We start from the raw sequence: 26,785 nt of genomic DNA, 5'->3' as shown, positions 1-26,785 counted from the left end.
GCTACTATATTTTTATCCGCTTTCGCAAAATTTTATGCTTTTTGCGTAAGTCCTATATAAATGAAAAAAAGCCTCCATGATAACTGGGGGCTTTTTATTGATTGCTAGTCAATCTACCTTTTTTATCTATAGATATTCATCAGCTAACGACAGTAAGGCAAGTTATGACAAAGCAGGTAATCGTGCTTGGTGCAGGGGTGGTGGGTGTCACCACTGCTTGGCAGCTTCGACAAGCAGGGTTTGAGGTAACGGTAATCGAGCGCGAAAGTAGCGCGGCATTGTCAACATCGTTTGCCAATGGTGGGCAAATATCTGTGTCACATGCTACGCCTTGGGCAAATCCTGATACACCCTATAAAGCGCTAAAATGGTTATTTCGAGAAGATGCGCCATTGTTGTTTCGCTGGCGTCGGTTGTTGGGTTTGCCGGGCAGTACAGCGCAAGATACAGCCCCTGATATGGCGCTGTGGCGATGGGGTTGGCAATTTTTGCAGCAGTGCAATGCGAAAAGTGCCGATGCTAATCTGGTGCAGATGGTCAATTTAGGATTATACTCTCGGCAAGTACTCGGCGAAGTCAGGGCGCAAACGAGCATTGATTATGACTGTCTGACACGCGGTATTATGCATTTTTATACCGATCATGCTGAGTTTCAAGCAGCGATAGCACCCACTAAGCGGATGCAGCAATTGGGTTGTGATCGGCAAGTGATTAGTGTGGATAAAGCGATACAATTAGAGCCTGCGTTAACTGGTATTGGCAAAGAATTGGTTGGGGCGACTTATACCGCACTTGATGAATCAGGGGATGCCCAAAAATTCACCCATCGCTTGGCAGCACTTTGTCAACAGCAAGGGGTAACATTTTTATTTAATACTGCCATCAAACGACTTATTTATCATAACCAACACATTGACGGTGTGGAAGTAATGTCCGTTGATAGCAGAGATAATGCCGCTTTGCCAGCGCAGTCACAGATACTGTCTGCGGATGCTTATGTACTGGCGTTAGGGAGTTATAGTCCTGCGTTAGTCAAAGAGTTGGGTATCAATCTACCCATCTATCCTGCCAAAGGCTATTCAGCCACGTACCCCGTGTTGCGACCCGATGAGACACCTTACGTGAGCTTGATTGATGATGAGTTTAAGCTGGTATACTCGCGCTTAGGCGATCGCTTGCGAGTAGCAGGAACGGCTGAATTTAACGGGTTTAACCTTGAACTAAATCCCGTTCGTTGCCAAGCGATTACGCGGCGGGTGAGAGAGGTGTTCGGGGATGCGGTAGATTTGACCGAGCCGAATTATTGGACAGGGCTGCGACCGATGACACCGTCAAATGTGCCGATTATCGGTCGCGCGGTCAATCGCCAAGGACGTATTGATAATTTGTATCTCAACACGGGACATGGCACTTTGGGCTGGACGCACTCGAACGGCTCAGCAAAAGCGATGGCTGATATCATGCAAGGGCGCCAGCCACAAGTAAATTTTAACTTTGTGGGCTTGTAGGGTTAAGGGGTTGGGTTGGAATACTGGCGGATTTTGGAAAGGTCACAGTGAAGGTCGAGCCTTTGCCAACTGTGGAGGTGATATCCAAGGTGGCATGATGCTGATACAAGACATGCTTAACAATTGCTAGCCCCAAACCAGTACCCCCTGTGTCACGGCTTCGACCCGTGTCCACGCGATAAAAACGCTCGGTTAAGCGCTGAATATGGCGCTGCTCGATACCAATGCCATTGTCGGTCACGCTAAAACATACCCCCGCGTCACACTCATGCCAGCTAATACTAATCTCCCCACCTTTGGGGGTGTATTTCATGGCATTGGTAATCAGGTTACTGAGCGCACTTCGCAGATAATCTTCATAACCCAAAATATGTAACGTGCTGTCGATATGCAAATGAATCATATGGTCGTATGACTTGTTGTACATTTGCGCATCGTCAAACAATTGCATCAGCATTTTGGGAATATCAATGTCTTTGGGCTCAGCGGGCTTTTCATCGTTCTCTAGTCGAGATAATAACAGTAAGTCATTAATGATGTTATTCATGCGCTGACTTTGCTGCATCATCTGAGTAAACGCGCGAGCAATACGCGGATCTAAATCAGGCTGTTCACTCAAAGTCTCCACATACCCCATGATGACGGTAAGCGGCGTGCGAAGTTCATGCGAAACATTTGCCACAAAGTCTTTTCGCATCTGTTCTAAATGCTGAAAACGGGTGACATCATAAATCAGCAGTAATTTTTCTTGCCCAAATTTGGTAATCTTGCACTGCACATAGCGCTCGATATTAGACGGGTTATGGATACGCACACCATCTGGATAGTCTTCAATGTGGTGATAATATTGATGAAAAAGCGGGTTGCGAATAATGGTCAACACATTGCGACCTTGGTCGGGCGCTTTAAATTGAAAAAGCCGCTCGGCAGAGTTGTTCCACCATTCGATACAGTCATTTTTGTCAATCAGAATAATCGAGTCTTGCAATGCGCTTAGCGAGTCGCGCACTTTTTGCACCAGCGAAACGGTTTGCTGATGCGCCAATTTCTCTTGGCGATTGACTTGGTAGATATTGCTGGCGATGACATTAAGGTTGGGCTCAAATGCAGGCGGCGGCTCATCGGGGTTTTTGTTATACCATGCTTTAAAGCGTTGTATCGACCATAAAAAATATAGCTGATACAGGCAAAGCCCTATCGCCAGTCCCCAACCCCAAAACCCTAATAGCCCGCCAATGAGCAGCCCGGCAACCCCAGCTGTCACGACGGGTGAAATGCTCGCCCACATATTAATTTTTCTAGCATCCATTGAGAAAGCTTACTATAGCGAAGTTGGGATAAGTTGGCAAAAATTTCAATGCGATTAATAAGGCTATTGTTAGTCGATTTTATTAGAAAAGCGATAGCCTGTGCCACGTACAGTTTGGATATAGTCGGCAAACCCAAATGGCTCAAGCACTTTACGCAGGCGGCGGATATGCACGTCAATGGTACGATCTTCGACATACACATTGCCGCCCCACACTTGATCGAGTAGCTGGGTGCGGGTATAAGCCCGCTCGGGATGACTCATAAAGAAAGCAAGTAGCCGATACTCGGTCGGTCCGATATCCACCGCTTTGTTATTGGCACTCACGCGCTGACTGGCAGGGTCTAGCGACAAGCCGCCTACATCAATGGGTTTTTCGCCTGACAACGCGCTACTACGGCGCAATACCGCTTTGATACGGGAAACCAATTCACGGGTGGAAAACGGCTTGGTGATATAGTCATCTGCCCCTGCGTCAAGTCCTTGAACTTTGTTGTCCTCTTCGCCTTTGGCGGTGAGCATAATGATAGGGATTTCAGAGAGCATTTCATCTTTTTTCAGGCGGCGGCATAAATCAATGCCTGATAGCCCATTGGGTAGCATCCAATCTAATAAGATGAGGTTGGGGCGATGATCGACCACCAAATGATGGGCTTGAGAGACTTCTGAGGCTTGCAAACAATCAAATCCTGCCATCTCTAGTGTGGTCACGATCATTTCTCGAATGGCAGGCTCATCTTCCACTACCAAAATAGTTTCATTTTTCATAAATTTCTCAAGCGATAAAGTAGGCAACTGTTTGTCAAAATAATTTTATGACAACAATATTACAATGCCCATATTACAACTTCAGAATATGACAAAAAAATGACAATGATAAGTTTTTAGGGCTTTTATTTGTGGTGTGGTAAAAAATTCGGCGTTTGACTCAATTTTTGATACTTAATACAGGTCGCATTAGAGTTCAAAAATAAAATTTATCGGACCATCATTGCAACTGCTGACTTGCATATCTGCGCCAAATTCGCCTGTTTGCACGGCTGCATATTGCGTCTTGGCATACGCTACTATCTGGGCAAACAAAGCTTTGGCAGTGTTGGGCGCCATCGCAGGCTTAAAATCAGGACGCCTACCCGATTGGGTATTGGCAAGGAGGGTAAACTGCGACACTAACATTAAGCCGCCATTGACTTGTTGCACATTTTTATCCATTTTGCCTTGCTCATTTTCAAATACGCGATAGGTGAGGATTTTATCAATCATTTTTTGCCCCATGGCGAGCGTATCATCATGCCCAAGGCCAAGGTAGACCAGTACGCCGTGTGCAATCTCGCCGACGATTTGTTGTTGGTGAGGCGCTTGGCCAACTTCTACTTTGGCAAATTTCACCCGTTGTAGTACTGCTTTCATGATTTTTCCTATCCGTCAGTTTGAGCGTAAGCGTCTTAACTTAACAGCTAGCTTGTCGCTTAACTCGTAGCCCAGTGTTTAATATACCGTGATTCTAAGGGGGATTTTGATTATAATAAGCCAACTTTAAAATGCCAATCTCGAGTAACTTATGACCTTGTTTACGACGTTACAATCGCTTGTCCCACAACAAAAAATCAGTGAAATCGCAGGTCGTCTTGCCCAAAGCCGTCATCCGATGGTGAAAAAAACCTTTATTCGTACCTTTGCTTCGGTGTATGGCATCAAGCTAGAGGAATATGCGCGCGGTAGTTTTTCTCAGTATGACAGTTTTAATGATTTTTTTACCCGTGAGCTCAAAGATGGCGCGCGCAAGATTGATGATGATCCAGATGCGCTGATCTGTCCTGCAGATGGCATGATATCGCAATTGGGGCAAATCGATAAAGACCAAATCCTGCAAGCCAAAGGCAAATCGTATGAAGTTGGGCAATTGCTCGCGGATTATGAACTTGGCAAAGCCATGCAAGAGGGGAGTTTTGTCACCGTGTATTTGGCACCAACCAATTATCACCGCGTGCATATGCCGTTTGACGGTACTTTGGTAGAAACCATCTATGTGCCAGGACAGCTATTCTCGGTCAACAACGAGACCGCTGAAAACATTACTGATTTGTTTGCCCGTAATGAGCGCTGCGTGTGTGTGTTTGATACCGAATTTGGTAAAGCTTGCGTTGTGCTAGTCGGGGCGATGATTGTAGCAGGGATTGAAACAGTGGCCACAGGCAAAATCAAACGTAGCGATCGCGTGCAGCGTCAAACCCATCACATGACGTTGAAAAAAGGCGATGAACTTGGGCGGTTTTATTTGGGCTCAACGGCGATTGTGATATTACCCAAATCAGCGGGCATGGCTTGGGACGCAGGTCTTTCTAATTCAGTGCCGGTGACAATGGGTCAACGTCTGGGTACTTTTTTGCAGTAAGCTGCCAAGGTATAGGTTAAAAAGGTAGCACAGGCTGCCTTTTTTATGGGGTGTTTTAGCCAATTTGCATAGGTTGATTGCTCACATAAACTAAACGATAACGAAAAATATTTTAGGAAAATTTGTTTATAATAGCCGACTTATGATTTTTGCCTGCTTTTTTATTTAAATTGATCACTATGAACCTACCGCAAACACCGCAACCTCAGACATCGCACGAGTTAGACTATCCAACCGTTTGGATTATGATTTTGGGGTTGATTATTGCTATCGGTCCGCTGTCGATTGATATGTATTTGCCGGCTTTGCCCAGTATGGCAAAAGATTTTGGCGTGGCAACAGCTTTTATGTCCAATTCGGTGCCTGCCTATTTTGTGGGATTGGTGGTCGGGCAGTTGTTTTATGGTCCGATTTCGGATCGGATTGGGCGCATCAAGCCTTTGTATGTGGGTATGGTACTGTATGTGATTGCTTCGGTGATGTGTGCCACCACCACCAATGAATACGTGTTGTTTGTCTCACGAACGCTACAGGCGTTGGGCGCGTGTGTGGGAACGGTGGTGTCGCGGGCGATGATTCGTGACCGCTTGCATCCCAAGCAAATGGCAAAGGCATTTTCGCTGATGGTCCTAGTGATGGGGATTGCGCCGATTTTGGCACCAAGCTTGGGGTCGTTGTTGTTAAAAGTCGCCAGTTGGCGGGTGATTTTTTGGTTTTTGGCGGGGTTTGGCATTTTAAATATCGTGCTGACCCGGCTGTTTTTGCATGAAACCTTGACCGATGAGCTTCGCAACAACCGTCCGATGAATGACGTGCTCAGTCAATACTGGGATTTGCTCAAAGACACCCAGTTTAATTATCCTGCGATTGGCGCAGGGCTGCTGATGGGTTCGATGTTTGTGTATATCAGCGCGGCACCTGAGCTAATTATGGAAGGGTATGGGGTCACGCCGCAGCATTTTAGCTGGATTTTTGGGATGAATGCGGCAGGTTTTATTGGTTTGACACAGGTCAACCAATGGCTGGTGAACCGTTATCGTCTGGTCAGCTTGCTGCGATTTGGGGCGGTGATGCAAGTAATCTCATCAGCGTGTTTGATGCTGCTAGGTTTAGTCTTTGGCACGCAAGCTTGGCTGCCGTTGGTGCTCGCCAGTATTTTTTGTTGTATTGCAGGGTTAGGACTCACTCAGCCCAATTCAGGTGCCATTGCTTTGGCATTTCAAAAACACCGCGCTGGCATGGCGAGTGCCTTGCAAGGCTCACTCAACTTTGTCGTCGGTATTTTTGGCGGATTAGTGTTAAATATCCTGCCCTTTAATCCGGTCGCCAAGCTGGGTATTACCATGTTTATGCTCATGACTATCGGCGCATTTTTGGTATTTCAAATCGACAAAAATCTTGATGTGGCGAATGTGGACTAAGGGTTAGTCAAACCGATACACATCCATACCCAAACTAAAATGGGCAAAACTTTCATGCACGATGCTCATCTTTGAGCCTGCGCCTGCCGCAAAAAATAACGGCAATAAATGCTCAGGGGTGGGGTGATTGTGATGGGCAAATGGATGTGACCGCCAATCTAAAGCCGTTGGCATATGTTGTTTGAGTTGATGAATCAACCAATATTTAAATTCACGTGCCTCCGCATCCACCTCACCACTATCAAACTGTACCTGTGCCAAATTATGGGTGACACTGCCAGAGCCGATGATTAATACTTGCTCTGCCCGCAGCGGTGCTAATAAAGCCCCCAACTGAAAACACGCATAACTATCAAAATGCTGCGGCAGCGAAAGCTGCACAATCGGCACATCGGCCTGCGGATACAAATGCACCAGCGGCGACCATACCCCATGGTCAAACGGACGCAGTCGATTGACCGATGTGCTAACGCCCAAAGCCTGCAATTGCTGTGCCAGATGCTCAGCAATCAGGCTGTCGCCTTTGACAGGATAATCGATTGTATACAGTTTCTTTTGAAAGCCGCTAAAATCATGCCAAGTAGCGGGCGCCGCATTGCCATTGATTTCTAGATGCTGGCTTTGCCAATGCGCAGAGATGATGATAATCAAGCGTGGTTTTGGCAGATTTTGCCCAAATTTATTCAGCGCTTGGGTAGTACGGTTGTTTTCGATAGCAATCGTCGGCGCCCCATGTGAGATAAACAAACTGGGCAAGGTATAAAGTTGGTACGGTGTTTTGGGTAAAAATGGCTGCAGGCTGATTGGTTGTTTTTCGGTTTTTTCCATCAATTTTCTTAAAGTTGCAGTGATAAATAGAAATGATAACGAATTAATAAGGATTAACTAAAAAGGATTAATAGGTTAAATAAGGGAAAAATTCGCAAAAACAAGCCATGTCAGCGATTTCATACATAATCAAACATAACAGGTTGACTGGAAAAACTTAAAAATAATCACCGCGATGATACGGATGATGATGGATAATGGTCATAGCGCGGTACAGCTGCTCCATCAGTAGCACACGCACGAGTGGATGCGGCAAGGTGAGATTGGACAGCGACCATTTGAATGTCGCATGGGCTAATACCTCTTTTGAAATGCCATCAGCACCCCCAATTACAAATGCCATATCATCACCCAGCTGCATGGCTTCGCCAACTTTAGCCGCTAAATCTTCGGTTGATAGATTCTTACCGCGGACGTCTAGGCAAATCAGCTGCTCGCGTTTGCCTGCTAAATTTTTGGCTTGGTGCGCTTGCAGAATTAGCCCGCCTTCGGTGATGGCATATTTTTCAAGTTCGGCAGGCGAAGGGCTTTTGGCGCGTTTGCAGGCGGGGATTTCAACGATTTCGGTGCTGAGCATAGGCTGAATACGTTTATAATAGTCGTCAAATCCCGTCTGCACCCAAGCTGGCATTTTTTGTCCAACCGCTAAAATTCTTGCTTTCATGGGTTCCCCTTTGTTATCTTTTGACCAATCTATGTCACTGTCTATGTCACTGTCTATATCACTGTGGTGATTCACCGTTAGCCATTGAACATTCATTATTGAAGCCAACTATATTTTCGCTATCGAAGCCAGCTATATTAAAACTTAAAACGAACCATTTAAAAACCAACCATTTAAAAACGCTTGCAACGCACCCATATACAATCTGATAAAGCCTAAAGCAACCTAAGCTGAGCTAAAGCCTGAACTAAAGCTAAGCTGAGCAACAAAATTTTAACATGATTTTATCGCTATGATGGATAATACTTCCCATAGCATTTAATGAAGGTGATAAAATAATTTGCATGACAGAGTTTAAATGACAAATTTTAAATGATAAGAAAAGACGACAACAATATGAAAAATTGGCAAGACCCCAATGCCGCTGTTGAAGCAGCCAACTATGACAACCCGATTCCAAGCCGTGTACTGATTTTACAAACCCTACTTGAGCGGGGACAAGCTACCCAACACGAGCTTGCGACGATTTTTGATTTAGATGATGACGAGTACGACGCACTGGGCAACCGCTTAAAAGCCATGCTGCGTGATGGACAGTTAAGCCGTGATGCCGACGGCGGCAATCCTTATATTTATCGCCCACTGACTGAGAACGATGCCGTGACAGGCGTGGTCGCTGCCCATGCCAAGGGCTTTGGCTTTGTCGTGCTTGAGGATATGCCCGATTTATTTTTGAATGAAACCGAAATGCGCTGGGTATTTCATGGCGATAAAGTAAAAGCCATCGCTACTAGCACCGACAACCGTGGTCGTATGATGGGTCGTGTGTTGTCGGTGGTATCCCATTCCCAGCTACAATATATCGGTAAACTTGCAAAAGATGACGATGGTTACTTTGTAGAACTCATTAGCCCAAACAATCATCAACCGATTACGGTGACGGAAGAAAACGTCGAAGCGCTACAGCTCAAAATTGGTAACCCCGTCAAAGTCGATATCATCGACTATCCCACCCAGCATGAATACGCGACGGGAAAAATTACTGAAAGCTTGGTCGATGATAACGAGCGTGAATTGATTATCAAAACCACGCTGCTAAATTACGATATTCCCCATGAGTTTAGCCCAAAAGTCATGCAGCAAGTCGATGCGTACAAAGAGCCGACGCAAAAAGACTATCAAGACCGTATCGACTTACGTGCCTTGCCGCTAGTCACCATTGATGGCGAAGACTCGCGCGACTTTGATGATGCCGTCTATGCCGAAAAACGTCGTGGCGGTGGCTATCGCTTGGTGGTCGCGATTGCCGATGTCAGTCATTATGTGACTGCCAACTCAGTACTTGACCAAGAAGCCTATGAGCGTGGTACATCGGTGTATTTCCCGCATTTTGTGGTGCCAATGCTCCCTGAAAAACTCTCCAACGGGCTTTGCTCTTTAAACCCAGGTGTTGACCGCTTGTGTATGGTAGCCGATATCATATTATCGCGTAGTGGCAACGTGACCAGCTATGAGTTTTATCCAAGCGTGATGCACTCTCAAGCGCGATTGACTTATAACCAAGTCAATGATTATTTTGCCCAAGCGCAAGGGGAAACGACCAAAGCCGAAGTGCCTGTCACTATCACCGGTAATAAAGCGGTCAAAAAATCAATCGATGTGCTGTATGATTTGTACAAAGTGCTATTGGTCAAACGCGAACAGCGCCATGCGATGGAGTTTGAAACCCAAGAGACTTATATCAAGTTTGATGAAGCAGGCAAAATCAGCGCCATCGTGGCACGGACGCGTGGTGACTCGCATAAGCTCATCGAAGAGATGATGCTACTTGCCAATACCTGCGCGGCTGAGTTTTCGCTCAAGCATGAATTGCCAGTCTTGTATCGCAATCATGATACCCCAGAGGCAGAAAAAGCCGCTCGCGTCAGTGACTTTGTGAAGCATTTTGGTTTGTCATTTCCTGAAGAAAATCCCACACAGGCAGATTATCAGCGTATCATTGAAGCGACACGCGGGCGCCCTGATGCGATTAGTATCCATAGTGTGCTACTGCGCTCCATGCAGCAAGCCAACTATGCACCGACTAATATCGGACACTTTGGGCTGGCGTATGAGGAATACAGTCACTTTACCTCACCGATTCGCCGTTATCCCGACTTGATGCTACACCGTGCCATCAAAGCGAAAGTGACGGGCAAAAAGGCGCCGCTGCCAGATTGGTCACTAGAAGATGCAGGTGAACAGACCTCAATGACAGAACGCCGTGCCGATGAAGCCAGCCGTTTTGTTGAGCAGTGGCTCAAAGCCCATTATATGAAAGACCATATCGGTGAAGCGTTTGATGCCGTGGTTACGACGGTGACCAATTTTGGCTTGTTCGTGACTCTCACCGATTTATTCATTGATGGCTTGATTCATATCTCGCATTTGGGCGAAGATTACTTTGTATATGATGACAAGGCGCAGCAGTTATTCGGTGAAAAATCAGGACTGGTGTTTGGACTCGGTGATAAAATCCGTGTCAAAGTCGCTGCCGTCAATATGGAGACCCAGCAGATTGATTTTGATTTGGTGGCACAGCTGGAAAAATCGTCATTTAATAACCGCGGTAAAGGCAAAAGTCGCGGTCAATCGCAAGCGGCATCCAATCCTAACGCTCAATCCAATCCCAACGCGCTATCTAATCCTAATTCTCAATATAAGCCAAATGAGAGCGCCAGAAAAGCAAAAAGCGCTAAAAACAAAAGTAACGCGCGCAACAAATCTCGTTAATGAAAAAAAGGGCAATAAAATTTGCCCTTTTTTTATCGTTGAGACAAATACCTGCTAAAACAAAAAAACGTTTTTGTTTTTGACCACTTAATCTTAGCCACTTGATACCCTTTAACCAGTCTTGCTTGGCGGTACTAGCAGCTAATACGCCAAGTTATTATTGCGTGGTTTTTTCTGCGCTCGCCAAGTTGTTGGATGAGGTCTGAGCGGTTTGATTCAAATCTGTTGTTGCCTTATCAAGCACTTGTTTAGGCTGCTCGCCAATCGATGACGTATCGTTTGATGCTATGGCTAAGGGCGCCGAGGCGGCACTACTATTGGCTTGATTGGATGCAATGACTTGCTGGGTACGATGTGATGATATTAGGTTAAAAATGGCGAGTGCGGTGATGCCTAATATCGCAAAAATAATGAGTAATTTTGGTTGCATGGGGGTTTCCAGTATAGCGTCAATTTGGCTAACCGACCTGTAAAGCCTAACGTCTAAAGTCTGTGGCTTAAAACGTCCAATCGGGTTTTGCTAGGACAAAAATTGACAGTCATGTCTATAAAAATTGCTATGCTACCTTTGTGCAAAAATCATGCAAATTTAATCTGTTAATCTTTTAATCTTTTAATCTTTTAATTTGCCAGCAGACTGACTTCGGCACTAATTGGCAAATGGTCAGAGAGATTGCACCAAGGTTGTCCCTTATGCACCCAAGCACGGTGTACTTGTAGGTTACGCACATAGATACGGTCAAGGCTTAATACCGGAAGCTTGGCAGGAAAAGTGGGCAGTAATTTGCCATGGTGGGCCAGCACGGCTTCTTGTAAATTAAGGTCACAGCCAAGCTTTTGACAGGATAATTTTTTCCAGTCATTGAAATCGCCTGCCAATATCAGCGGCGTGGATTGGTCGATTTCGTTATTGATATACTGGCTCATTACCTCATATTGTTTTTCACGGTCATTTTCCCTTAAGTTTAGATGCGCGCAAAGCACGATGATGGGCGTGTGCCAGCCTTTGGGCTGGATTTCGCAGTGCAACACACCACGCTGCTCAAGGCGGCTCACTGTGATATTGACATTGTGTTTGGGGTCGAGCGGATGGCGACTTAGCACCGCATTGCCATGATGACCGTGGTTATATTCGACGTTTTTGCCATAGCTGTTTTCAAGCTGTAAATACTCGCCAAACCATTCATGCTGGGATTGGTCGGGAAATTCATTGTATTTCACCACGCGTTTGAGATTTTGACCTTGCACTTCCTGTAAACAGATAATATCCGATTGCACTTGGTTAAGGGCAGCGGCGATGCCTTCCATTTTGACAAAACGATTGAGGGGTGACATGCCTTTATGGATGTTATAACTGGTGATGATTAGGCTGTTTTTTGGTGTTTGGGTGCCTGATACTTCGTTAGATAATATTTCGTTAGATGCTACTGGCTTAGATGTTATTTTTTTAGGTGTTAGTGAGCGCATAATAAAATCACAGTGATAAACATGGCATTATTTTAACGTGAAATTGTACCGCTGGCTTGTTTTGACAAAAAATTGTCACAATATAATGGTTGTCGACATTTATGTAGCAAACCTATGTAGCAAAATGGGGTAGCTTTGCCAAGCATTGCGGTTTTTATGCTAAAATTTTGGGCAATGACGACTTTTACTCTCAATCATCAACGAGCGATAAAAAATTGGAAAACAGTATGATCAACGATGTAGAAAATCCGACAGAAAATTTGCACCTTGTTGAATTTAATCAATTAGCGCTTGAGCGACTCAAGACGGCAATCGATGAGGCGTTGGCGAATGGACATGCATTTTTGACTATGCTCGATGATGAAGCTGGGCAAGCCAATAGTCAAGTTAACGATGCACACCTCAGCAGCCAACAAGCGCTCAATGATATCATCGCCTTTGACCATGTGAATTTGGCATTAGACCGCAGTTGGGGGTTGCTATCGCACTTAAATAGCGTGGTCAGTGATGAGCCAATCCGTGCGCTGCATCATGCATTATTGCCCGCGCTTTCTGCCTACGGCACGGCGGTTGGTCAACATCTCCCGCTGTATCAACGCTATCAGCGTGTGGTGAGCGATCAGTCATTTTTTGAGTGTTTAGATCCTGCAAGACAACGCTCGTTGACCTTGGCGCTACAAAGTTTTGAATTATCGGGCGTGGGTTTGGCTGAGGCGCAAAAACAGCAATTTGCCACCCTTGCCAGCGAGTTATCTACGTTATCGGCTAAATTCTCCGATAATGTGCTCGATGGCACCCAAAGCTACTTTTTACCTTTAAGCGAATCGCAACTGGCAGGACTGCCTGAATCTGCGCTTGCCATGCTGGCAGATGCGGGCAGGCGATACACAGAAAAATTCCCTGAGCAAGTATTGGCAACGCCTTATGTGGCGACACTTGATATCCCAGTCTATCTTGCGGTGATGACCTATGCCGATGACCGCGAGTTACGCGAAACCTTGTATCGTGCGTATGTCACCCGTGCCTCTGAATTGTCAGCGCAGCCAGAATTTAACAATGCCGATATCATGACGGATATCTTGGCAAAACGCGCACAAAAAGCCCAGTTGTTGGGCTATGACAATTTTGCTGAATTATCACTTGCCACCAAAATGGCGGACAATGTCGACACTGTAGAGCAGTTTTTACGGGATTTGGCAGACAAAGCACGACCCTTTGCCATGCAAGATTTAAAACAACTGCAAATTGAAGGTTTAGCGTTTGGCATCGGTGATGAGGGCGATGAGGTGCGACCTTGGGACACCGCATATCTGGCAGAAAAAGTCAAACAACGTCAATTTAATCTATCGCAAGAACAAGTTCGTCCGTATTTCCCAGTGCCGACAGTCATCGCAGGCTTATTTGAGATTGTGCAAAAACTGTATGGCATTCAGATTGAAGATAAAACTGCAAGCACGCAGCGCTGGCATGATGACGTGCGTTTTTATCAAGTTTTTGATGAACATCAGCAGCTTATCGGTGGTTTTTATTTTGATTTATATGCCCGTCCTGGCAAACGCGGTGGCGCATGGATGAGTGGTTTTCAAGCGCGTTATCAACACGATGATAGCGGTTATCAGCAGTTACCCGTTTGTTTTATGGTGGCAAACTTTACCCCTGCGCCAACGGGTGCACAGCGCGGCAAACCCAGCTTATTAACCCATGATGAAGTGTTAACCCTCTTTCATGAATTTGGACATGGGCTGCATCATCTGCTCACTGAAGTCAATGTGGGCGATGTGGCAGGCGTGAATGGCGTCGAGTGGGATGCAGTTGAGCTACCCAGTCAGTTTATGGAAAACTGGGCATGGCACCCTGAAGGGATTGCATTAATCAGCCGTCATGTCGATACCGGTGAAACGTTGCCAGAGAGCATGCTACAAAGTATGCTCGCTGCCAAAAATTTCCAAAGCGGCATGCAAACCCTGCGCCAGCTAGAGTTTGCGCTATTTGATTTGTTATTGCATGCCAAAACCCCAGCACCCGACTATCCCCAGTTATTGGCGTTACTCGATAGCGTGCGTGCCGATGTGTCGATTATGCCGACTGCCAGTTATAACCGTTTTGCCAATGGTTTTAGTCATATTTTCGCAGGGGGCTATGCGGCAGGGTATTATTCTTACAAATGGGCAGAACTGTTGTCAGCCGATGCGTTTAGCAAGTTTGAAGAAACCAGTATTTTTGATAAAAACGCTGGCAAATCCTTCCGTGATAACATTTTAGCCAAAGGCGGTAGCCAATCTGCAAAAGCCAATTTTGAGGCATTTCGCGGTCGTGAGGCCCGTATTGATGCGCTGTTACGTCACTCAGGATTTTTAACCAGCAGCTATGATGAACTGCTGAGCGATGACACCGATAACGCCAACACCCAAGCTTGGTAACACGGTTGTCAAAATACAGGCTAGTAAAAAGAAGGAACTATGAGATATCAATCCAATCGCCCGAAACGTCAATTTTTGGCGGGGGTGGCTTGTCCAAGCTGCAAAGCACTGGATAAAGTTGTTCAAATTCAGCTATATCAGCCCGAGTATGATGAATATATCGAGTGTACGGCGTGTGGCTATAGCGAGCGTCGCCCAACACCCGATGATATCATTGACATTCAGCAATCCAATTATCAGGAAACCGTTCATTATGACGACGATGGCGCGGGTATTGTTAGGTTTAAATAAGCCAAATTTAAGTAGGTTGGGTAAATTTTAGCAAGGTTAACTAGTTTAAGCGCCCTTGATACAATTAGCGTGGTCAAAGTATGGTGTTCAAAGTAGGTTTTTGTCTCAAAAGTTGTTATTTTTGATTGCGGTTTGTTATAGTAACAAGCAAACGAATGTACACCATCATTTTTATGCCAGCATGGTATATACATCGCTAGCATGAAATCGTACAGACATCTGACCCGCCCGACATGGATAGGGATAGTGACCCAACATGAAATTATTTAGCCTAAAAAAAGACAATAACTCTATAGCCTCTACAGCCCCGACTAGCAAAGATGCCAATCCATCATCACAGCTGGCTGAAAATCCAACGACAGGCGTGTCAGATAGTGCGTTGCAGCTTGATACGACTAATCAGCCGCCGATGCAAGTGACTAACTATTCAGACACATCTCCAAACACATCCCCAGAAACGACAGCAATCAAAAATGCGTTTTCGCTAGATACCATTGATTTAAACCAGTTGGAAGACGAATTACTTCATGGCAAAACCGACTATACCGCAGATGATACAAAAGCGGCTGATACTGTCGCGCCCAAAAAGCTCAGTTTTGATGATTTTGATTTGGATGAGCTACCCAGCGTTGTTGAACCCAATACCACTGTGACTCTCCAAGACACTGCTAATACATCGACAGTGTCACAGCCTGTACCGTCACAGACAACCGATAACGCGCTGACATTTGATATTGATAACCTACCGCTAGCAGCTAAGCCAGACCCAGACCTAAACCTAGAACCAGACCCCCATAGCGCGCAAGCACAGCCCATCGCATCACAAAGTAGTGATGAAAATACTGACGAAAGTAGTGATAAAAAAATTATTGAGACTATCGAGGCTATTGAAACGACGCCACCGGTTGTATTAACCAAAACAAAACCCGAAATTAAAGCGGTTATCGCCCAGATAGCAAACCCATTTTTAAGACCGCCAAGTCAACCACTAGCGAAACGGACGTTAAAAAAACGCAATCAACTTGGGTTGCTAGTGGGTGCAGGGTTGGCTCTAGCTGCCTTGGTATGGTTTTTTATAGGGCAGTCAAACGAGCCGAACAAATCCACCGCGCAGTCACAGATGCAGACACAGACGCAGACCCAAGCGCACGCAATACCCAAAACTGCAGCACCTGTGGTAAAACCACAAGCTAGCGCTAGCTTGCCTGCCGCGTCAACCGTCACAGTGGATGCAACCACTAGCTCAGCCCATGCGACCGCAGCGCTACCGGCAATCACGCCAGAAGAAATTCTTACGCCGACACTACCTGAAGATCCGGCAATTGCCAAAGAAGAGCTGAGTCGATTGTCAGAGCAGAGCGCGCAGCTAAAAGAGCAAGAAACCATGATGCAAGACCAGCTGCGTATGATGAATGAGCTGAGTAGTAAAAAAGAAGAGCGTATCCAGCTGCTAGAACAGCAAGTTGCACAGCTTGAGCAGCAAAAAGCCGCCAACAAATAACCACCAATAAGTAACTGGAACGCTAAGTAGTGCTGACCCAAGTCGATAAAAAAACCTTGTTTCAAGACCGCTATCAAGCGCTCATTATGCCCGTCCCGGTGTCAGGTATTTTTCGTCATCGCACCTTACTTAAGTACCAATCGCTGTATCCTGAGCATTATACCGTTTACAAGCAAGCCTGTGAGCGTTCGCAGCTGTCACTCGGTGATGTGTTACAGTTTACCCCGCAGCGTGATTTGGCAGGTATGGCAGTCGGCGGGGCGTTGTCAAAACCACAGTTCATCGTGGATATGGCAATCACAGAATTTGCCGAAAATCCGCCGCATGTTGAGTATATCGTGTCAGCGTTACAAAGGTTAGAGAAAATTGTGTTTGATTGGGGACGGTATCAAGGTATTCGCCGTGTGGCAATATTGGCAAGTGATGAACTCATTTTGCCAAAGGATAAAAGTTTTGATGAAGATATTTTGCCGTTAATGGAAAAATACCTTCAGCCTGTGAGTAGTTTGAATTTGGTGGTTTATCGCTAACGCTATTAGTTTAAATAGTTTTCAATGGTTAAGATTTTATCGAGGGCTACTCAGCCATTCATCGGCGTATTGCAAGTAGTAAATTGCCAACGCGGTCAAAACCTTCTTATTATCGGGCATTTTTTCTAATTACTGTAATGATGGTTTCATAGCATTTGCCAAAATTTATCCCAAAAAAACCGCTTTACCTTACGATAAAGCGGTTTTTAATTTTTGATAGCTAAATTTTAATAAAACTATTCAGCCGCTGGCGTTTCAGTATCAGCAGGTGCAGTTGGCGCGATGGTTTGATCCACGCCTTTCATGGTAAGTTTAATGCGACCACGGTTGTCGATGTCTTGTACCAGTACATTCACCATTTGACCTTCTTTTAGCACATCATTCACGTTCTCGATACGTGCATCAGAGATTTGTGAGATATGCACCAGACCGTCAGTGTTAGGTAATACATTAACAAACGCACCAAACTCAACAATACGAGCCACTTTACCTGTATAAGTCTTACCGACTTCTACTTCTGCCGTAATCGCCTCGATTTTAGCAATCGCGGCTTTGGTCGCGGCTTTGTTTTCACCAAAGATACGAATGGTACCGTTGTCATCAATATCAATCACTGCGCCTGTTTCTTCAGTCAATTGGCGAATGGTTGCACCACCTTTACCAATCACGTCACGAATTTTTTCAGGGTCGATATCAATCACCGCAAAGTTTGGTGCATGGGCGTTGATTTCTTTACGGCTGGTTGAAATCACTTCATTCATCGCATTTAAAATATGGATACGACCCGCATGCGCTTGGTGTAGGGCTTTTTCCATAATCTCTGGGGTGATACCTTCAATTTTGATATCCATTTGTAGTGCAGTCACGCCATTGGCAGAACCCGCGACTTTAAAGTCCATATCGCCTAGGTGGTCTTCATCACCCAAGATGTCAGACAGCACGGCAAAACGCTCGCCTTCTTTAACCAAACCCATTGCGATACCCGCAACAGGCGCTTTTAGTGGTACGCCGGCATCCATTAACGCCAGTGATGCGCCACAGACAGATGCCATTGATGATGAACCATTGGATTCGGTGATGTCAGATACGATACGAATCACGTATGGGAAACGGTCACTATCTGGCAGCATGGCTTGTACACCGCGGCGTGCTAGGCGACCATGACCGATTTCACGGCGTTTTGGACCGCTGTCACGACCCGTTTCGCCCACTGAGTAACTTGGGAAGTTATAATGCAGCATGAAGTGGTCTTGTTTGGTGCCCGCAAGGGTGTCAATCATGTTCACATCACGGCTGTTGCCAAGCGTGGTGGTAACGAGCGCTTGTGTTTCACCGCGGGTAAATAGCGCTGAACCATGCGTGTAAGGCAGTACGCCAACTTGGATGTCTAAGGCACGGACAGTTTGCAAGTCACGACCATCGATACGGGGTTTGCCAGACAAAATATTGTCACGGACCGTACGGTATTTTAGGGTTTCAAATAGCTCTTTGATTTGTGCCACGTTGTCGGCATAGCCTTCGGCTTCTGCGTCACCGGCTAAGGCTTCAAGCGCTTGGTTTTTGATTTCATCAAGGCGAGTATAACGGCTGGCTTTTTCGCTGATGGTATACGCTTCTGAAATCGCTGCAGCAAATTGATTTTGTAGGGCAGTTTCTAAGGCTTCATTGACGGCAGGAGCAACGAATTGGGTTTTTTGTACGCCAACTTCTTTGGCAAATTCATTGATGGCATCAATCACGACTTGTTGCTGGGCGTGACCGTATAGTACCGCGCCAAGCATTTGGTCTTCTGATAGTTCTTTGGCTTCAGATTCGACCATCAATACCGCAGATGACGTACCCGCGACCACCAAATCGAGCGAGCTTTGTTTTAGCGCTTCATGGTTTGGGTTTAGCACATATTCATCATTGATAAAACCGACACGTGCCGCACCAATCGGACCATTAAATGGCGCTGATGAAATTGCCAATGCCGCTGAAGTACCAATCATCGCTGCGATATCAGCATCTTGTTTTTTGTCTGACGAAATCACCGTGGCGGTCACTTGGATTTCGTTAAAGTAGCCTTCTGGGAACAATGGACGAATCGGGCGGTCAATGAGGCGTGAAGTCAAGGTTTCCATCTCAGATGGGCGACCTTCGCGTTTGCCATAGCCACCTGGGATTTTACCAGCAGCGTACATTTTTTCTTGGTAGTTGACGGTCAATGGGAAAAAGTTTTGACCCGCTTGCGCCTCGTCTTTTACCACAACAGCCACTAGCACAGAGACGCCGCCCATGTGGACGACCACTGAATTAGCTTGGCGTGCAATGCGACCTGTTTCTAACGTAACTTGTTGATTACCATATTGGAATTCTTTAGTAATGATATTAAACATAATGCGGTTTTATCCTTTGTGTGATGAAATAGGGCGATTTAAGTTTTAGTAATAGCCCCTAACGTTTGTGTTCTTTTCAAAAAATACAAACGTTAGAAGCAATCTACCAATTCGCTTGATAGCAGCCTTAAATCAGCCTAAATTAAAAAATACTTTAAAAAAAGTAAGTGTAAACTGCGATTGTGCAGGCACAATGCGTTGTCTATTTTACCTAGTTTTGTGGCGAATCACCACCTTTTAACTGCGCTTTAACCCCTAATAGCAAACGATGGGTAATAACTAAGCTAACAGCGAGGGTAAAAGTGAAAAGAAAATTCGCTAAAAATATTGAACCCATAAAAAAGCGGCTACCCAAAAGCAGCCGCTGATTGAATAAAGCAAATAACGTGCTGATAAATTAGCGACGTAAGCCTAATTCATTGATCAATGCAGTATAACGGTCTGCATCTTTACGTTTTAAGTAATCAAGTAACGTACGGCGTGAGTTAACCATACGAATCAAACCACGACGGCTGTGATGGTCAGCTTTGTGTGCTTTAAAGTGTGGTTGTAAGTCATTGATACGTGCGGTTAATAACGCCACTTGAACTTCTGGAGAACCTGTGTCATTTTCAGAGCGTTGGAATTTTGCGATTACATCTGCGCGGTCTTGGTTAGTCAACATAATGTTTTCCTAGCTTTTTTAGCATAAAATGAGAAGCCTAATCGGCTATCAGTCGAGTCGATTAGTGTAAAAAAATCAGGATAACCACGCTTCTCAGTAGTTAACCGTCAAAAAGGAGTATTATTTTACCAAATATTGCCCAATAAAAAAACCCTAATCTGCATTAGGGTGTTGAATTTATTAAGGCTTTTAATAGATTCAAGCTTTCAACTTACTGATTGCCCGTAGGCTGTTTGGGTGTTTCGCTATTAAGGCGGTCAAGCTGCTCTTGTGGCGCGGTGGTGAGTTTATCAGAAGTCACTTCATCCGCATCATTAGGCGTAGTATCGGCAACAAATGTCGCGTCAGACGCTTTCTTGTCCATTTTTTCAATATCTGTCATGGTAGTTGGTTGCATGGCAATCTCCTTTTCTTATGCTTATTTAAGCTGATTTAGTCAATGCTTGGTCAATCGCTTCAGCAAAATCTGGAATATCTTCAGGTTGACGACTGGTAATCAAATTACCATCTATCACCACTGATTTGTCTTCAAACTGCGCACCGGCATTTTTTAGGTCAGTGGCAATGGTTTTATAAGCAGTTAATTTTTTACCACGGGCAATTTCGGTATCTGCAAAAATCCACGGGGCATGACAAATCGCTGCAACAGGTTTACCGACATTCATGAATGCTTTTACCATCGCTTGGGCATCGGTATTTGCCCGCAACACATCGGCATTGGCACCACCACCTGGTAATACAATCGCATCATAATCGGCTGCGTTGGCTTCACCAATTAATAAATCAGCGGTAAAGGTGTCAGCAGGGTCAGTATGATTGAGCCCGCGTACTTGTTTTTGTGGTTGTGTGGTAATTAAAGTGGTTTGGTGACCTTTAGCTTTAAGGAGGTCATTGGTTTGGGTATATTCGACTTGTTCAAAGTCGGTATCAAGTAAAATAGCAATCTTAGCCATGGTAAATATCCTATTATTTCATTATTTAAGTTAAAGATAGTTAAAGAAAAAAATTGTTGTTCTTATTGATTCGTCTTTTGTAAGTTGGGCGCTTTATTTTGAGATTATTATTTGATTTTTCTATTTGATTTTTATTTTATTAATAACATTTCAATTAATTGTATAAAGTTATCTCAATAAACCGCTGTTTGCTCTTTATTAGCAAAGCTTGCTAAGAAATAAGCAAGTGAATCAACACCACTAAGAATAAATCACTGGACGGGTGAAAACTGCTAGCAAAGCGTCACGTTTTGTATCAATGCATAAAAAACGTACTCGCTTTGTGACATCGCATCGCTCATTGAGTAAATTATGTGAATACAGCAAAAAATTAGCAAGATGGTAGGTTTACTGACTTATCGTGACTAATTTAAATTGACCAGCTTCATCGGTTGTAAACGACCATTGGGTTCAAGTAGTCCCGTGCCCAAAAATTGCTGATGGTCGTCAAACAAGCGAAACGTTTGATTGGCAGTTAAGATGAGATGCTGATTTAACATGGTCGCCTTGACGTTTAAGCGTTGACCCTGTCGGATGCGCTTTGACTGGCTATCGTCTAATACTAAGCTTGGTAGTGAGTGAACGCAGGCATCCACCGCTAATAGCTTATCAAACCGCGCTGCAACATCGAGCGCTGCAAAATCGGCTAAGGTGATGGCATTAGCAATCTCAAAATCACCCGTCTGTATACGTCTAAGCGCTGTCAGATGTCCTAGCGTACCCAGCGCTTTGGCAATATCTTCAGCCAGCACGCGCACATAAGTGCCTTTGGAGCAAGTGACGGATAATTGCAATTGTTGAGCGGATAGGGGAGTAAGTGACAGCTCATAAATGATGAGAGGACGTGCTGCTCGCTCCACCTCAATACCTTCACGCGCCAGTTCATACAGTTTTTTGCCGTCTTTTTTGAGCGCGGAGTACATGGGCGGAACCTGCATTATCTCACCCAAAAATTGCTCAGTGACGCTTTGTAACATCGCTTGTGTCACATGCGGTACAGGGCTCGTGGCAATTATCTCACCCTCAGCATCCCCGGTATCGGTTTGCTCGCCAAGTTTGATAATGGCGTGGTAAGATTTGATGGCATCGAGTTGATAATGGCTAAATTTGGTCGCTTCTCCCAGACAAATCGGCAGCAACCCTGTTGCCATAGGGTCAAGGGTACCGGTATGACCCGCTTTTTTACTGTCGTGCACATCAGATTTGAGCAAGTATTTGACTTTCGATACCACTTGCTGGGAAGTCATCCCTTGCGGTTTATCAATCAGTAAGACGCCAGAGACGATGGATTTGGCTGTTTTTGGTTGGGTCATCATGTTGTGGATTTATCAATTTATTAAAAGTCGGTTCGAATTAGCTGCGAGTAATCTGCTGCGCTAATAGGGTGGTTGACAGAATAAGGCTTTGACTTTGGGTTAATGTGTGCCCGTTGTTGCCACTGTTGCAAGCTATAGCGGTTATCAATCAATTGCTGGTCATACAGATAACTGGGAATATAGCCTGATAACAAGATACGATAATCAAATGGCAAAGGTTGGATATCGTCAATCAGCTCATAAATTGCCGTGGTACAGTTATTTACCAATGAATTATACCATGCCGGCTGCGTTTTTAAGGACTTGGCTTTCGCTAGATACGCAAGCAGCAACGCTTGAATATGGTGTTTTGGCATATTGATGGGATAAATATAAACATCTTCATGACGGATATTACTACGGGTGTAAATAATATCTTTTTCATCCGCAGCGATAATCACCAATTCAAACTTGCGAAAAAATCCACCCAGCGTACTAAACTGTTCATTGACTTCTTTGCGAATCTCGATAGATAACGCAAGCTGCTTTCCATCACTAAAACCAAAACTCACTAGCGTATGGGCAATGGCATCGCCCATCCAATAAGAGGCGATAAAATCGACAGTTTGCAGTTTTGCCAAGTCGTATTGCCTAGTTTCCCAGCGCGGCTGAAAATGGGTTTTATCTTGCCAATCAAAATTTCTAACATTGCTAATGGTGAGTGTGTTGCCATCACGGTCAAGCCGATAGTCTAACATTTGGGCAACTTCAGGGTTCCAATCCCGCTCATTGCTAGCTGACATCGAAAAAAAGCATGCAATGGCAATCGCCACCACCGCAAAAAAAATCAATAATAAAGAATGATGAGAAAGTAGGGATGAAAACAGGGTCGGTTTGATGATACTGACCAAAACAGCGAGGGTAAAAAATACCCATACGCTAATCAGTGTCAGACTGACATATCTGCCTAAGGGCTGATGCGTCCACACGAACACCCCAAGCCACAGGCTTGAGAGAATAATGATGATAAACTTAATGATACCCCAGAGTAACTGCATTCAACATCCCTGTTAATGACTCAAAGTGACAAATAGGCTCGTCATGGCCTACAACGCATCAGTCATCTGATGGCTGACCTTCGCTGCTTTGTACCGCTTTAGAAATCAGGTTCATCATATAGTTAGCGTTAGCGGTCACTTCATCATAGTGAAAGCGCAGACGTGGCGTAGTGCGGGTTTTTAGCAAATGACTGAGCTCAGTACGCAAAAAACCTGATGCTTTGTTCAGCACTTCTAAGCTCTCGGTATGATAATCTTTTGCCATGGCATCATCCATCGACTTTTCCATGATAGTGACATAGATATCAGCATAACCCAAGTCCGGGCTGATTTTGACACTAGAAATGGTCACAAACCCCGTCAAGCGTGGGTCGTTAATCTCGTCACGAATCAAAACCGCTAGGTCGCGCTGAATTTGATCGGCAAGACGTTGTAAACGTTGATTCATTGGTAATCCTTTTTATAGTAAAAAAAGGTCTAATTAACCTAGATTAATTAGACCTCTGGAAAGGTTGCTAATAGCAAGCTGGCAGTATTAGGTTGTCAGCTTAGCTTATAAGGTACGTTTAACTTCATGAATTTCGAAGACTTCAATCTTATCGCCTTCTTTTACTTCATAACCTTTTACCGCTAGACCACACTCCATACCAGCACGCACCTCATTAACATCCTCTTTAAAACGACGTAATGATTGTAATTGACCAGTGAAAATAACTTGGTCATCACGCAATACCCGAATTGGCTTGTTACGGATAATATTACCTTCCGTCACCATACAACCTGCTGCATAACCAAAGCGACTAGAATGGAAGACTTCACGTACTTCTGCAATACCCAAAATTTGCTCACGGTGTTCTGGCGCAAGTAAACCGCTCATCGCTGCCTTCACATCATCAATCAACCCATAGATAACACTATAGTAGCGAATATCTAAGCCTGCTTCATCCGCTTTGCGTTTGGCAGCGTTATCAGCACGAACATTGAAGCCTAATAACACCGCTTCGCTTGATTCAGCGAGTACCACATCCGATTCGGTGATTGGACCGACACCCGATGAGATAACTTTGACTTTAACTTCATCGGTAGATAATTCATCAAGCGCGGTTAGCAAGGCTTCTAGTGAACCTCGAACATCAGTTTTAAGAATCAAATTAACAGAAGGTAGTTTTGCATCGCTCATTTGGTCAAACAAGTTTTCTAAGCGTGATTTGGCTTGACGTTCAAGCACTTTTTCACGCTCACGAACCGTGCGATATTCTGCAACTTCGCGCGCACGTTTCTCATCTGAAACCACCATAAACTCGCTACCAGCCGCTGGTGTATCAGGCAGACCTAAGATTTCAACAGGAATCGAAGGACCCGCTGAGGTGATTTTTTGACCATTTTCATCGGTCATAGCACGGACGCGACCATAATATTCGCCAGCAAGTACCAAGTCACCTTGATTTAAAGTACCTTGTTTGACCAGCAAACTGACAACGGCACCGCGACCTTTTTCAAGACGTGATTCAATCACTACACCTTGCGCCGCACCGTCAGTAGCGACTTCAAGTTCCATCACTTCTGCTTGTAGGTTAATCACTTCAAGCAATTCATCGATACCTTGACCTGTTAACGCAGAGACTTTGACTACCGGTGTGTCACCGCCCCATTCTTCAGGAACGACTTCTTTGGTGGTCAATTCGTTAAGAACGCGGTCTGGATCGGCGCTGTCTTTATCCATCTTGTTGATAGCCACGATAATCGGGGTACCTGCGGCACGCGCATGGTCAATCGCTTCAGCCGTCTGCGGCATCATACCGTCATCGGCTGCAACCACTAACACCACGATATCTGTCGCTTTGGCACCACGAGAACGCATCGCGGTAAATGCGGCGTGACCTGGGGTGTCTAAGAAAGTAATAACGCCTTGGTCAGTCTGCACATGATAAGCACCGATATGCTGAGTAATACCACCTGCCTCGCCCGATGCCACTTTACTTGAACGGATCTTATCGAGCAGGGACGTTTTACCGTGGTCAACGTGACCCATGATGGTAACCACAGGCGGACGCGCTTGGACATTGCTACTTTTCTCGCCCACCGCCTCACGTAGTGAGTCTTCAACTTGCGTCGAACTCACAAGCACGGGGTTATGACCCATTTCTTCAACAAGTAGGGCAGCGGTTTCTTGGTCGATGGATTCGTTTTCACGGACCAACTCGCCCATTTTCATTAACATTTTGACGACTTCGCGTACTTTGATTGCCATTTTTTGGGCAAGTTCAGACACCACGATGGTCTCACCGATTTCAACGTTATGCACGATTTTCTCAACCGGTTTTTCAAATTTGTGTCTATTGGCTTGCGATGATTTTAAGCCGCGACTACGGTTCTTAATCTCTTGCTCACCTTCATCGTCACGGCGACGACGACGGTTTTTGTTGGCAGTGCTTGCGGTGCCGCGTTTAATTTCACGGCGTTCTTGTTCAAATGAGTCTTCAAGCGCTGCGCCCACCAAACCTTCTGCTAATGGTTCATCTTTTTTGACAACCATCGTAGTTTCAGTATCGGTTTCGCTATATTTACTCGCCATTTGGCGCATTTGCTCAAGGGTACGCTGCTGAGCTTCTTCAGCGGCTTTACGGCGATTTTCTGATTCGATTTGACGTAAGCGTTCTTCTTCTGCTTCACGCGCTTTGCGTTCACTATCCGATTCTTTTTTCGGCGCAGGTTTTTTGTCAGCTTTTTTGACTTCAATTGCAGCAGTTTTGTTGCCTTTTTTCACTACCACACTGGTGGTTGTGTGCTCTTTGGCAGCTTGACTACCACCACCTAAGTTAGCGCGCATGGCAGCTAAAGTGGCTTGTTGACGCGCTTCAGCGGCTTGTTTGGCTTTGTCTTTTTCAGCTTGTTCTTGGGCGGCTTTTTCTTTCGCCAAACGCGCTTTTTCTTCAGCTTCTTTGGCCGCTGCTTCACGCAACGCTAGTTCTTCAGCAATTTTATTGGGATTTGGTTTATCAAATACCATTTTTTTGCGTACTTCAACATTGACACTTTTGGCTTTACCAGAAGTGCCTGTCACCCGCGCAGTAGAAGTGGTTTTGCTTTTTAAGCTAATGCGAGGTTTGTCATTTTGACCATGACTTTGTTGTAAAAAGCTGACCAGTTTTTGTTGTTCGCTATCGGTGACGATGTCATTGTCACCGCGCGCAGACAGCCCTGCCTTGACCAGTTGATTATTAATTGCTTCAACGGTCTTTTTGGTCATTGCTGCAAGTTCTTTTACGGTTTTATCTGCCATTCATACACC

Annotated in this window: 23 protein-coding genes; 8 read left to right on the top strand and 15 right to left on the bottom strand. The window is 45.1% G+C overall.

Going from position 1 to position 26,785, the window contains the following annotated elements:
- Positions 1-101: 101 nt before the first annotated feature.
- Positions 102-1,508 carry a D-amino acid dehydrogenase gene (locus RTS10_RS10395; RefSeq protein ID WP_409455603.1) on the top strand — a complete coding sequence of 469 codons (1,407 nt, stop codon included), beginning with the start codon at positions 102-104 and terminating at the stop codon, positions 1,506-1,508.
- Here the strand turns inward: RTS10_RS10395 and phoR are convergent.
- The 3 genes from phoR to dtd form a co-directional block, all read right to left on the bottom strand.
- The gene (gene phoR, locus RTS10_RS10390; protein ID WP_312540225.1) at positions 1,489-2,796 is read right to left on the bottom strand and encodes a phosphate regulon sensor histidine kinase PhoR; all 1,308 of its coding nucleotides are present in this window, start codon (positions 2,794-2,796) and stop codon (positions 1,489-1,491) included. The genes RTS10_RS10395 and phoR overlap by 20 nt on opposite strands.
- Before the next feature lie 90 nt (positions 2,797-2,886).
- Positions 2,887-3,585 (bottom strand): phosphate regulon transcriptional regulator PhoB, encoded by a 699-nt coding sequence (gene phoB / locus RTS10_RS10385; protein WP_007115106.1) that lies wholly within the window; start codon positions 3,583-3,585, stop codon positions 2,887-2,889.
- 189 nt (positions 3,586-3,774) lie between these two features.
- Complete coding sequence (gene dtd, locus RTS10_RS10380; RefSeq protein WP_312540224.1) at positions 3,775-4,227, bottom strand: D-aminoacyl-tRNA deacylase; 453 nt, start codon at positions 4,225-4,227, stop codon at positions 3,775-3,777.
- A 151-nt stretch (positions 4,228-4,378) separates the two neighbouring features.
- Here dtd and asd point away from each other — a divergent pair, with 151 nt between their 5' ends.
- Both asd and RTS10_RS10370 read left to right on the top strand, forming a co-directional pair.
- Complete coding sequence (gene asd, locus RTS10_RS10375; RefSeq protein WP_065253818.1) at positions 4,379-5,212, top strand: archaetidylserine decarboxylase; 834 nt, start codon at positions 4,379-4,381, stop codon at positions 5,210-5,212.
- 179 nt (positions 5,213-5,391) lie between these two features.
- Entirely contained in the window at positions 5,392-6,633 is a 1,242-nt protein-coding gene (locus tag RTS10_RS10370) for a multidrug effflux MFS transporter (protein WP_312540223.1), read from the top strand.
- A 3-nt stretch (positions 6,634-6,636) separates the two neighbouring features.
- Here the strand turns inward: RTS10_RS10370 and RTS10_RS10365 are convergent, their stop codons facing one another.
- Together RTS10_RS10365 and rlmH are read right to left on the bottom strand one after the other, a co-directional pair.
- The gene (locus tag RTS10_RS10365) at positions 6,637-7,461 is read right to left on the bottom strand and encodes a DODA-type extradiol aromatic ring-opening family dioxygenase (protein WP_312540221.1); all 825 of its coding nucleotides are present in this window, start codon (positions 7,459-7,461) and stop codon (positions 6,637-6,639) included.
- 157 nt (positions 7,462-7,618) lie between these two features.
- Positions 7,619-8,125 (bottom strand): 23S rRNA (pseudouridine(1915)-N(3))-methyltransferase RlmH, encoded by a 507-nt coding sequence (gene rlmH / locus RTS10_RS10360; RefSeq protein WP_065253817.1) that lies wholly within the window; start codon positions 8,123-8,125, stop codon positions 7,619-7,621.
- A 372-nt stretch (positions 8,126-8,497) separates the two neighbouring features.
- Between rlmH and rnr the strand changes: the two genes are divergently transcribed.
- The gene (rnr, locus tag RTS10_RS10355; protein ID WP_312540220.1) at positions 8,498-10,897 is read left to right on the top strand and encodes a ribonuclease R; all 2,400 of its coding nucleotides are present in this window, start codon (positions 8,498-8,500) and stop codon (positions 10,895-10,897) included.
- A 157-nt stretch (positions 10,898-11,054) separates the two neighbouring features.
- Here rnr and RTS10_RS10350 read toward each other — a convergent pair whose 3' ends face one another.
- Together RTS10_RS10350 and RTS10_RS10345 are read right to left on the bottom strand one after the other, a co-directional pair.
- Positions 11,055-11,327, bottom strand: coding sequence for a hypothetical protein (locus tag RTS10_RS10350; RefSeq protein ID WP_203172435.1), 273 nt, complete (start codon positions 11,325-11,327; stop codon positions 11,055-11,057).
- A gap of 191 nt (positions 11,328-11,518) precedes the next feature.
- A complete protein-coding gene (locus RTS10_RS10345; RefSeq protein ID WP_312540218.1) occupies positions 11,519-12,364 on the bottom strand; it encodes an endonuclease/exonuclease/phosphatase family protein in 846 nt (281 codons plus the stop codon).
- A gap of 227 nt (positions 12,365-12,591) precedes the next feature.
- On the opposite strand from RTS10_RS10345, the gene RTS10_RS10340 reads away from it, so the two are divergent.
- The 4 genes from RTS10_RS10340 to RTS10_RS10325 all read left to right on the top strand — a co-directional run bounded on the left by RTS10_RS10340 (position 12,592) and on the right by RTS10_RS10325 (position 17,106).
- Positions 12,592-14,784, top strand: a complete 2,193-nt coding sequence (locus RTS10_RS10340) for a M3 family metallopeptidase (protein WP_312540216.1) — start codon at positions 12,592-12,594, stop codon at positions 14,782-14,784.
- A 39-nt stretch (positions 14,785-14,823) separates the two neighbouring features.
- A complete protein-coding gene (locus RTS10_RS10335) occupies positions 14,824-15,075 on the top strand; it encodes a YheV family putative metal-binding protein (protein WP_312522573.1) in 252 nt (83 codons plus the stop codon).
- 256 nt (positions 15,076-15,331) lie between these two features.
- Positions 15,332-16,576 (top strand): hypothetical protein, encoded by a 1,245-nt coding sequence (locus RTS10_RS10330; protein ID WP_312540215.1) that lies wholly within the window; start codon positions 15,332-15,334, stop codon positions 16,574-16,576.
- A 29-nt stretch (positions 16,577-16,605) separates the two neighbouring features.
- Positions 16,606-17,106: a hypothetical protein gene (locus tag RTS10_RS10325; RefSeq protein WP_312540214.1), complete on the top strand. Its 501-nt coding sequence runs from the start codon at positions 16,606-16,608 to the stop codon at positions 17,104-17,106.
- Between the two features lie 236 nt (positions 17,107-17,342).
- Here the strand turns inward: RTS10_RS10325 and pnp are convergent, their stop codons facing one another.
- The 8 genes from pnp to infB form a co-directional block, all read right to left on the bottom strand.
- Positions 17,343-19,484, bottom strand: a complete 2,142-nt coding sequence (gene pnp / locus RTS10_RS10320) for a polyribonucleotide nucleotidyltransferase (protein WP_312540213.1) — start codon at positions 19,482-19,484, stop codon at positions 17,343-17,345.
- 397 nt (positions 19,485-19,881) lie between these two features.
- Positions 19,882-20,151: a 30S ribosomal protein S15 gene (gene rpsO / locus RTS10_RS10315; RefSeq protein ID WP_050324867.1), complete on the bottom strand. Its 270-nt coding sequence runs from the start codon at positions 20,149-20,151 to the stop codon at positions 19,882-19,884.
- A 208-nt stretch (positions 20,152-20,359) separates the two neighbouring features.
- On the bottom strand, positions 20,360-20,545 hold the full coding sequence (locus RTS10_RS10310) for a hypothetical protein (RefSeq protein ID WP_007115089.1): 186 nt from the start codon (positions 20,543-20,545) through the stop codon (positions 20,360-20,362).
- 25 nt (positions 20,546-20,570) lie between these two features.
- Positions 20,571-21,101 (bottom strand): type 1 glutamine amidotransferase domain-containing protein, encoded by a 531-nt coding sequence (locus tag RTS10_RS10305; protein WP_007115088.1) that lies wholly within the window; start codon positions 21,099-21,101, stop codon positions 20,571-20,573.
- Positions 21,102-21,505: 404 nt separating this feature from the next.
- Complete coding sequence (gene truB, locus RTS10_RS10300) at positions 21,506-22,456, bottom strand: tRNA pseudouridine(55) synthase TruB (protein ID WP_007115086.1); 951 nt, start codon at positions 22,454-22,456, stop codon at positions 21,506-21,508.
- A 20-nt stretch (positions 22,457-22,476) separates the two neighbouring features.
- Positions 22,477-23,493 (bottom strand): Lnb N-terminal periplasmic domain-containing protein, encoded by a 1,017-nt coding sequence (locus RTS10_RS10295; RefSeq protein ID WP_219331956.1) that lies wholly within the window; start codon positions 23,491-23,493, stop codon positions 22,477-22,479.
- A 58-nt stretch (positions 23,494-23,551) separates the two neighbouring features.
- On the bottom strand, positions 23,552-23,941 hold the full coding sequence (locus tag RTS10_RS10290; RefSeq protein WP_007115084.1) for a ribosome-binding factor A: 390 nt from the start codon (positions 23,939-23,941) through the stop codon (positions 23,552-23,554).
- Between the two features lie 105 nt (positions 23,942-24,046).
- Positions 24,047-26,776, bottom strand: coding sequence for a translation initiation factor IF-2 (gene infB, locus RTS10_RS10285; RefSeq protein ID WP_007115083.1), 2,730 nt, complete (start codon positions 26,774-26,776; stop codon positions 24,047-24,049).
- Positions 26,777-26,785: the final 9 nt, after the last annotated feature.

Source organism: Moraxella sp. CTOTU47616 (assembly GCF_032017465.1).
GTDB classification, from domain to species: Bacteria; Pseudomonadota; Gammaproteobacteria; order Pseudomonadales; family Moraxellaceae; genus Faucicola; species Faucicola tetraodonis.
Note: the sequence above shows the minus strand (reverse complement) of the source record. Positions and strands in the feature narration are given on the sequence as shown.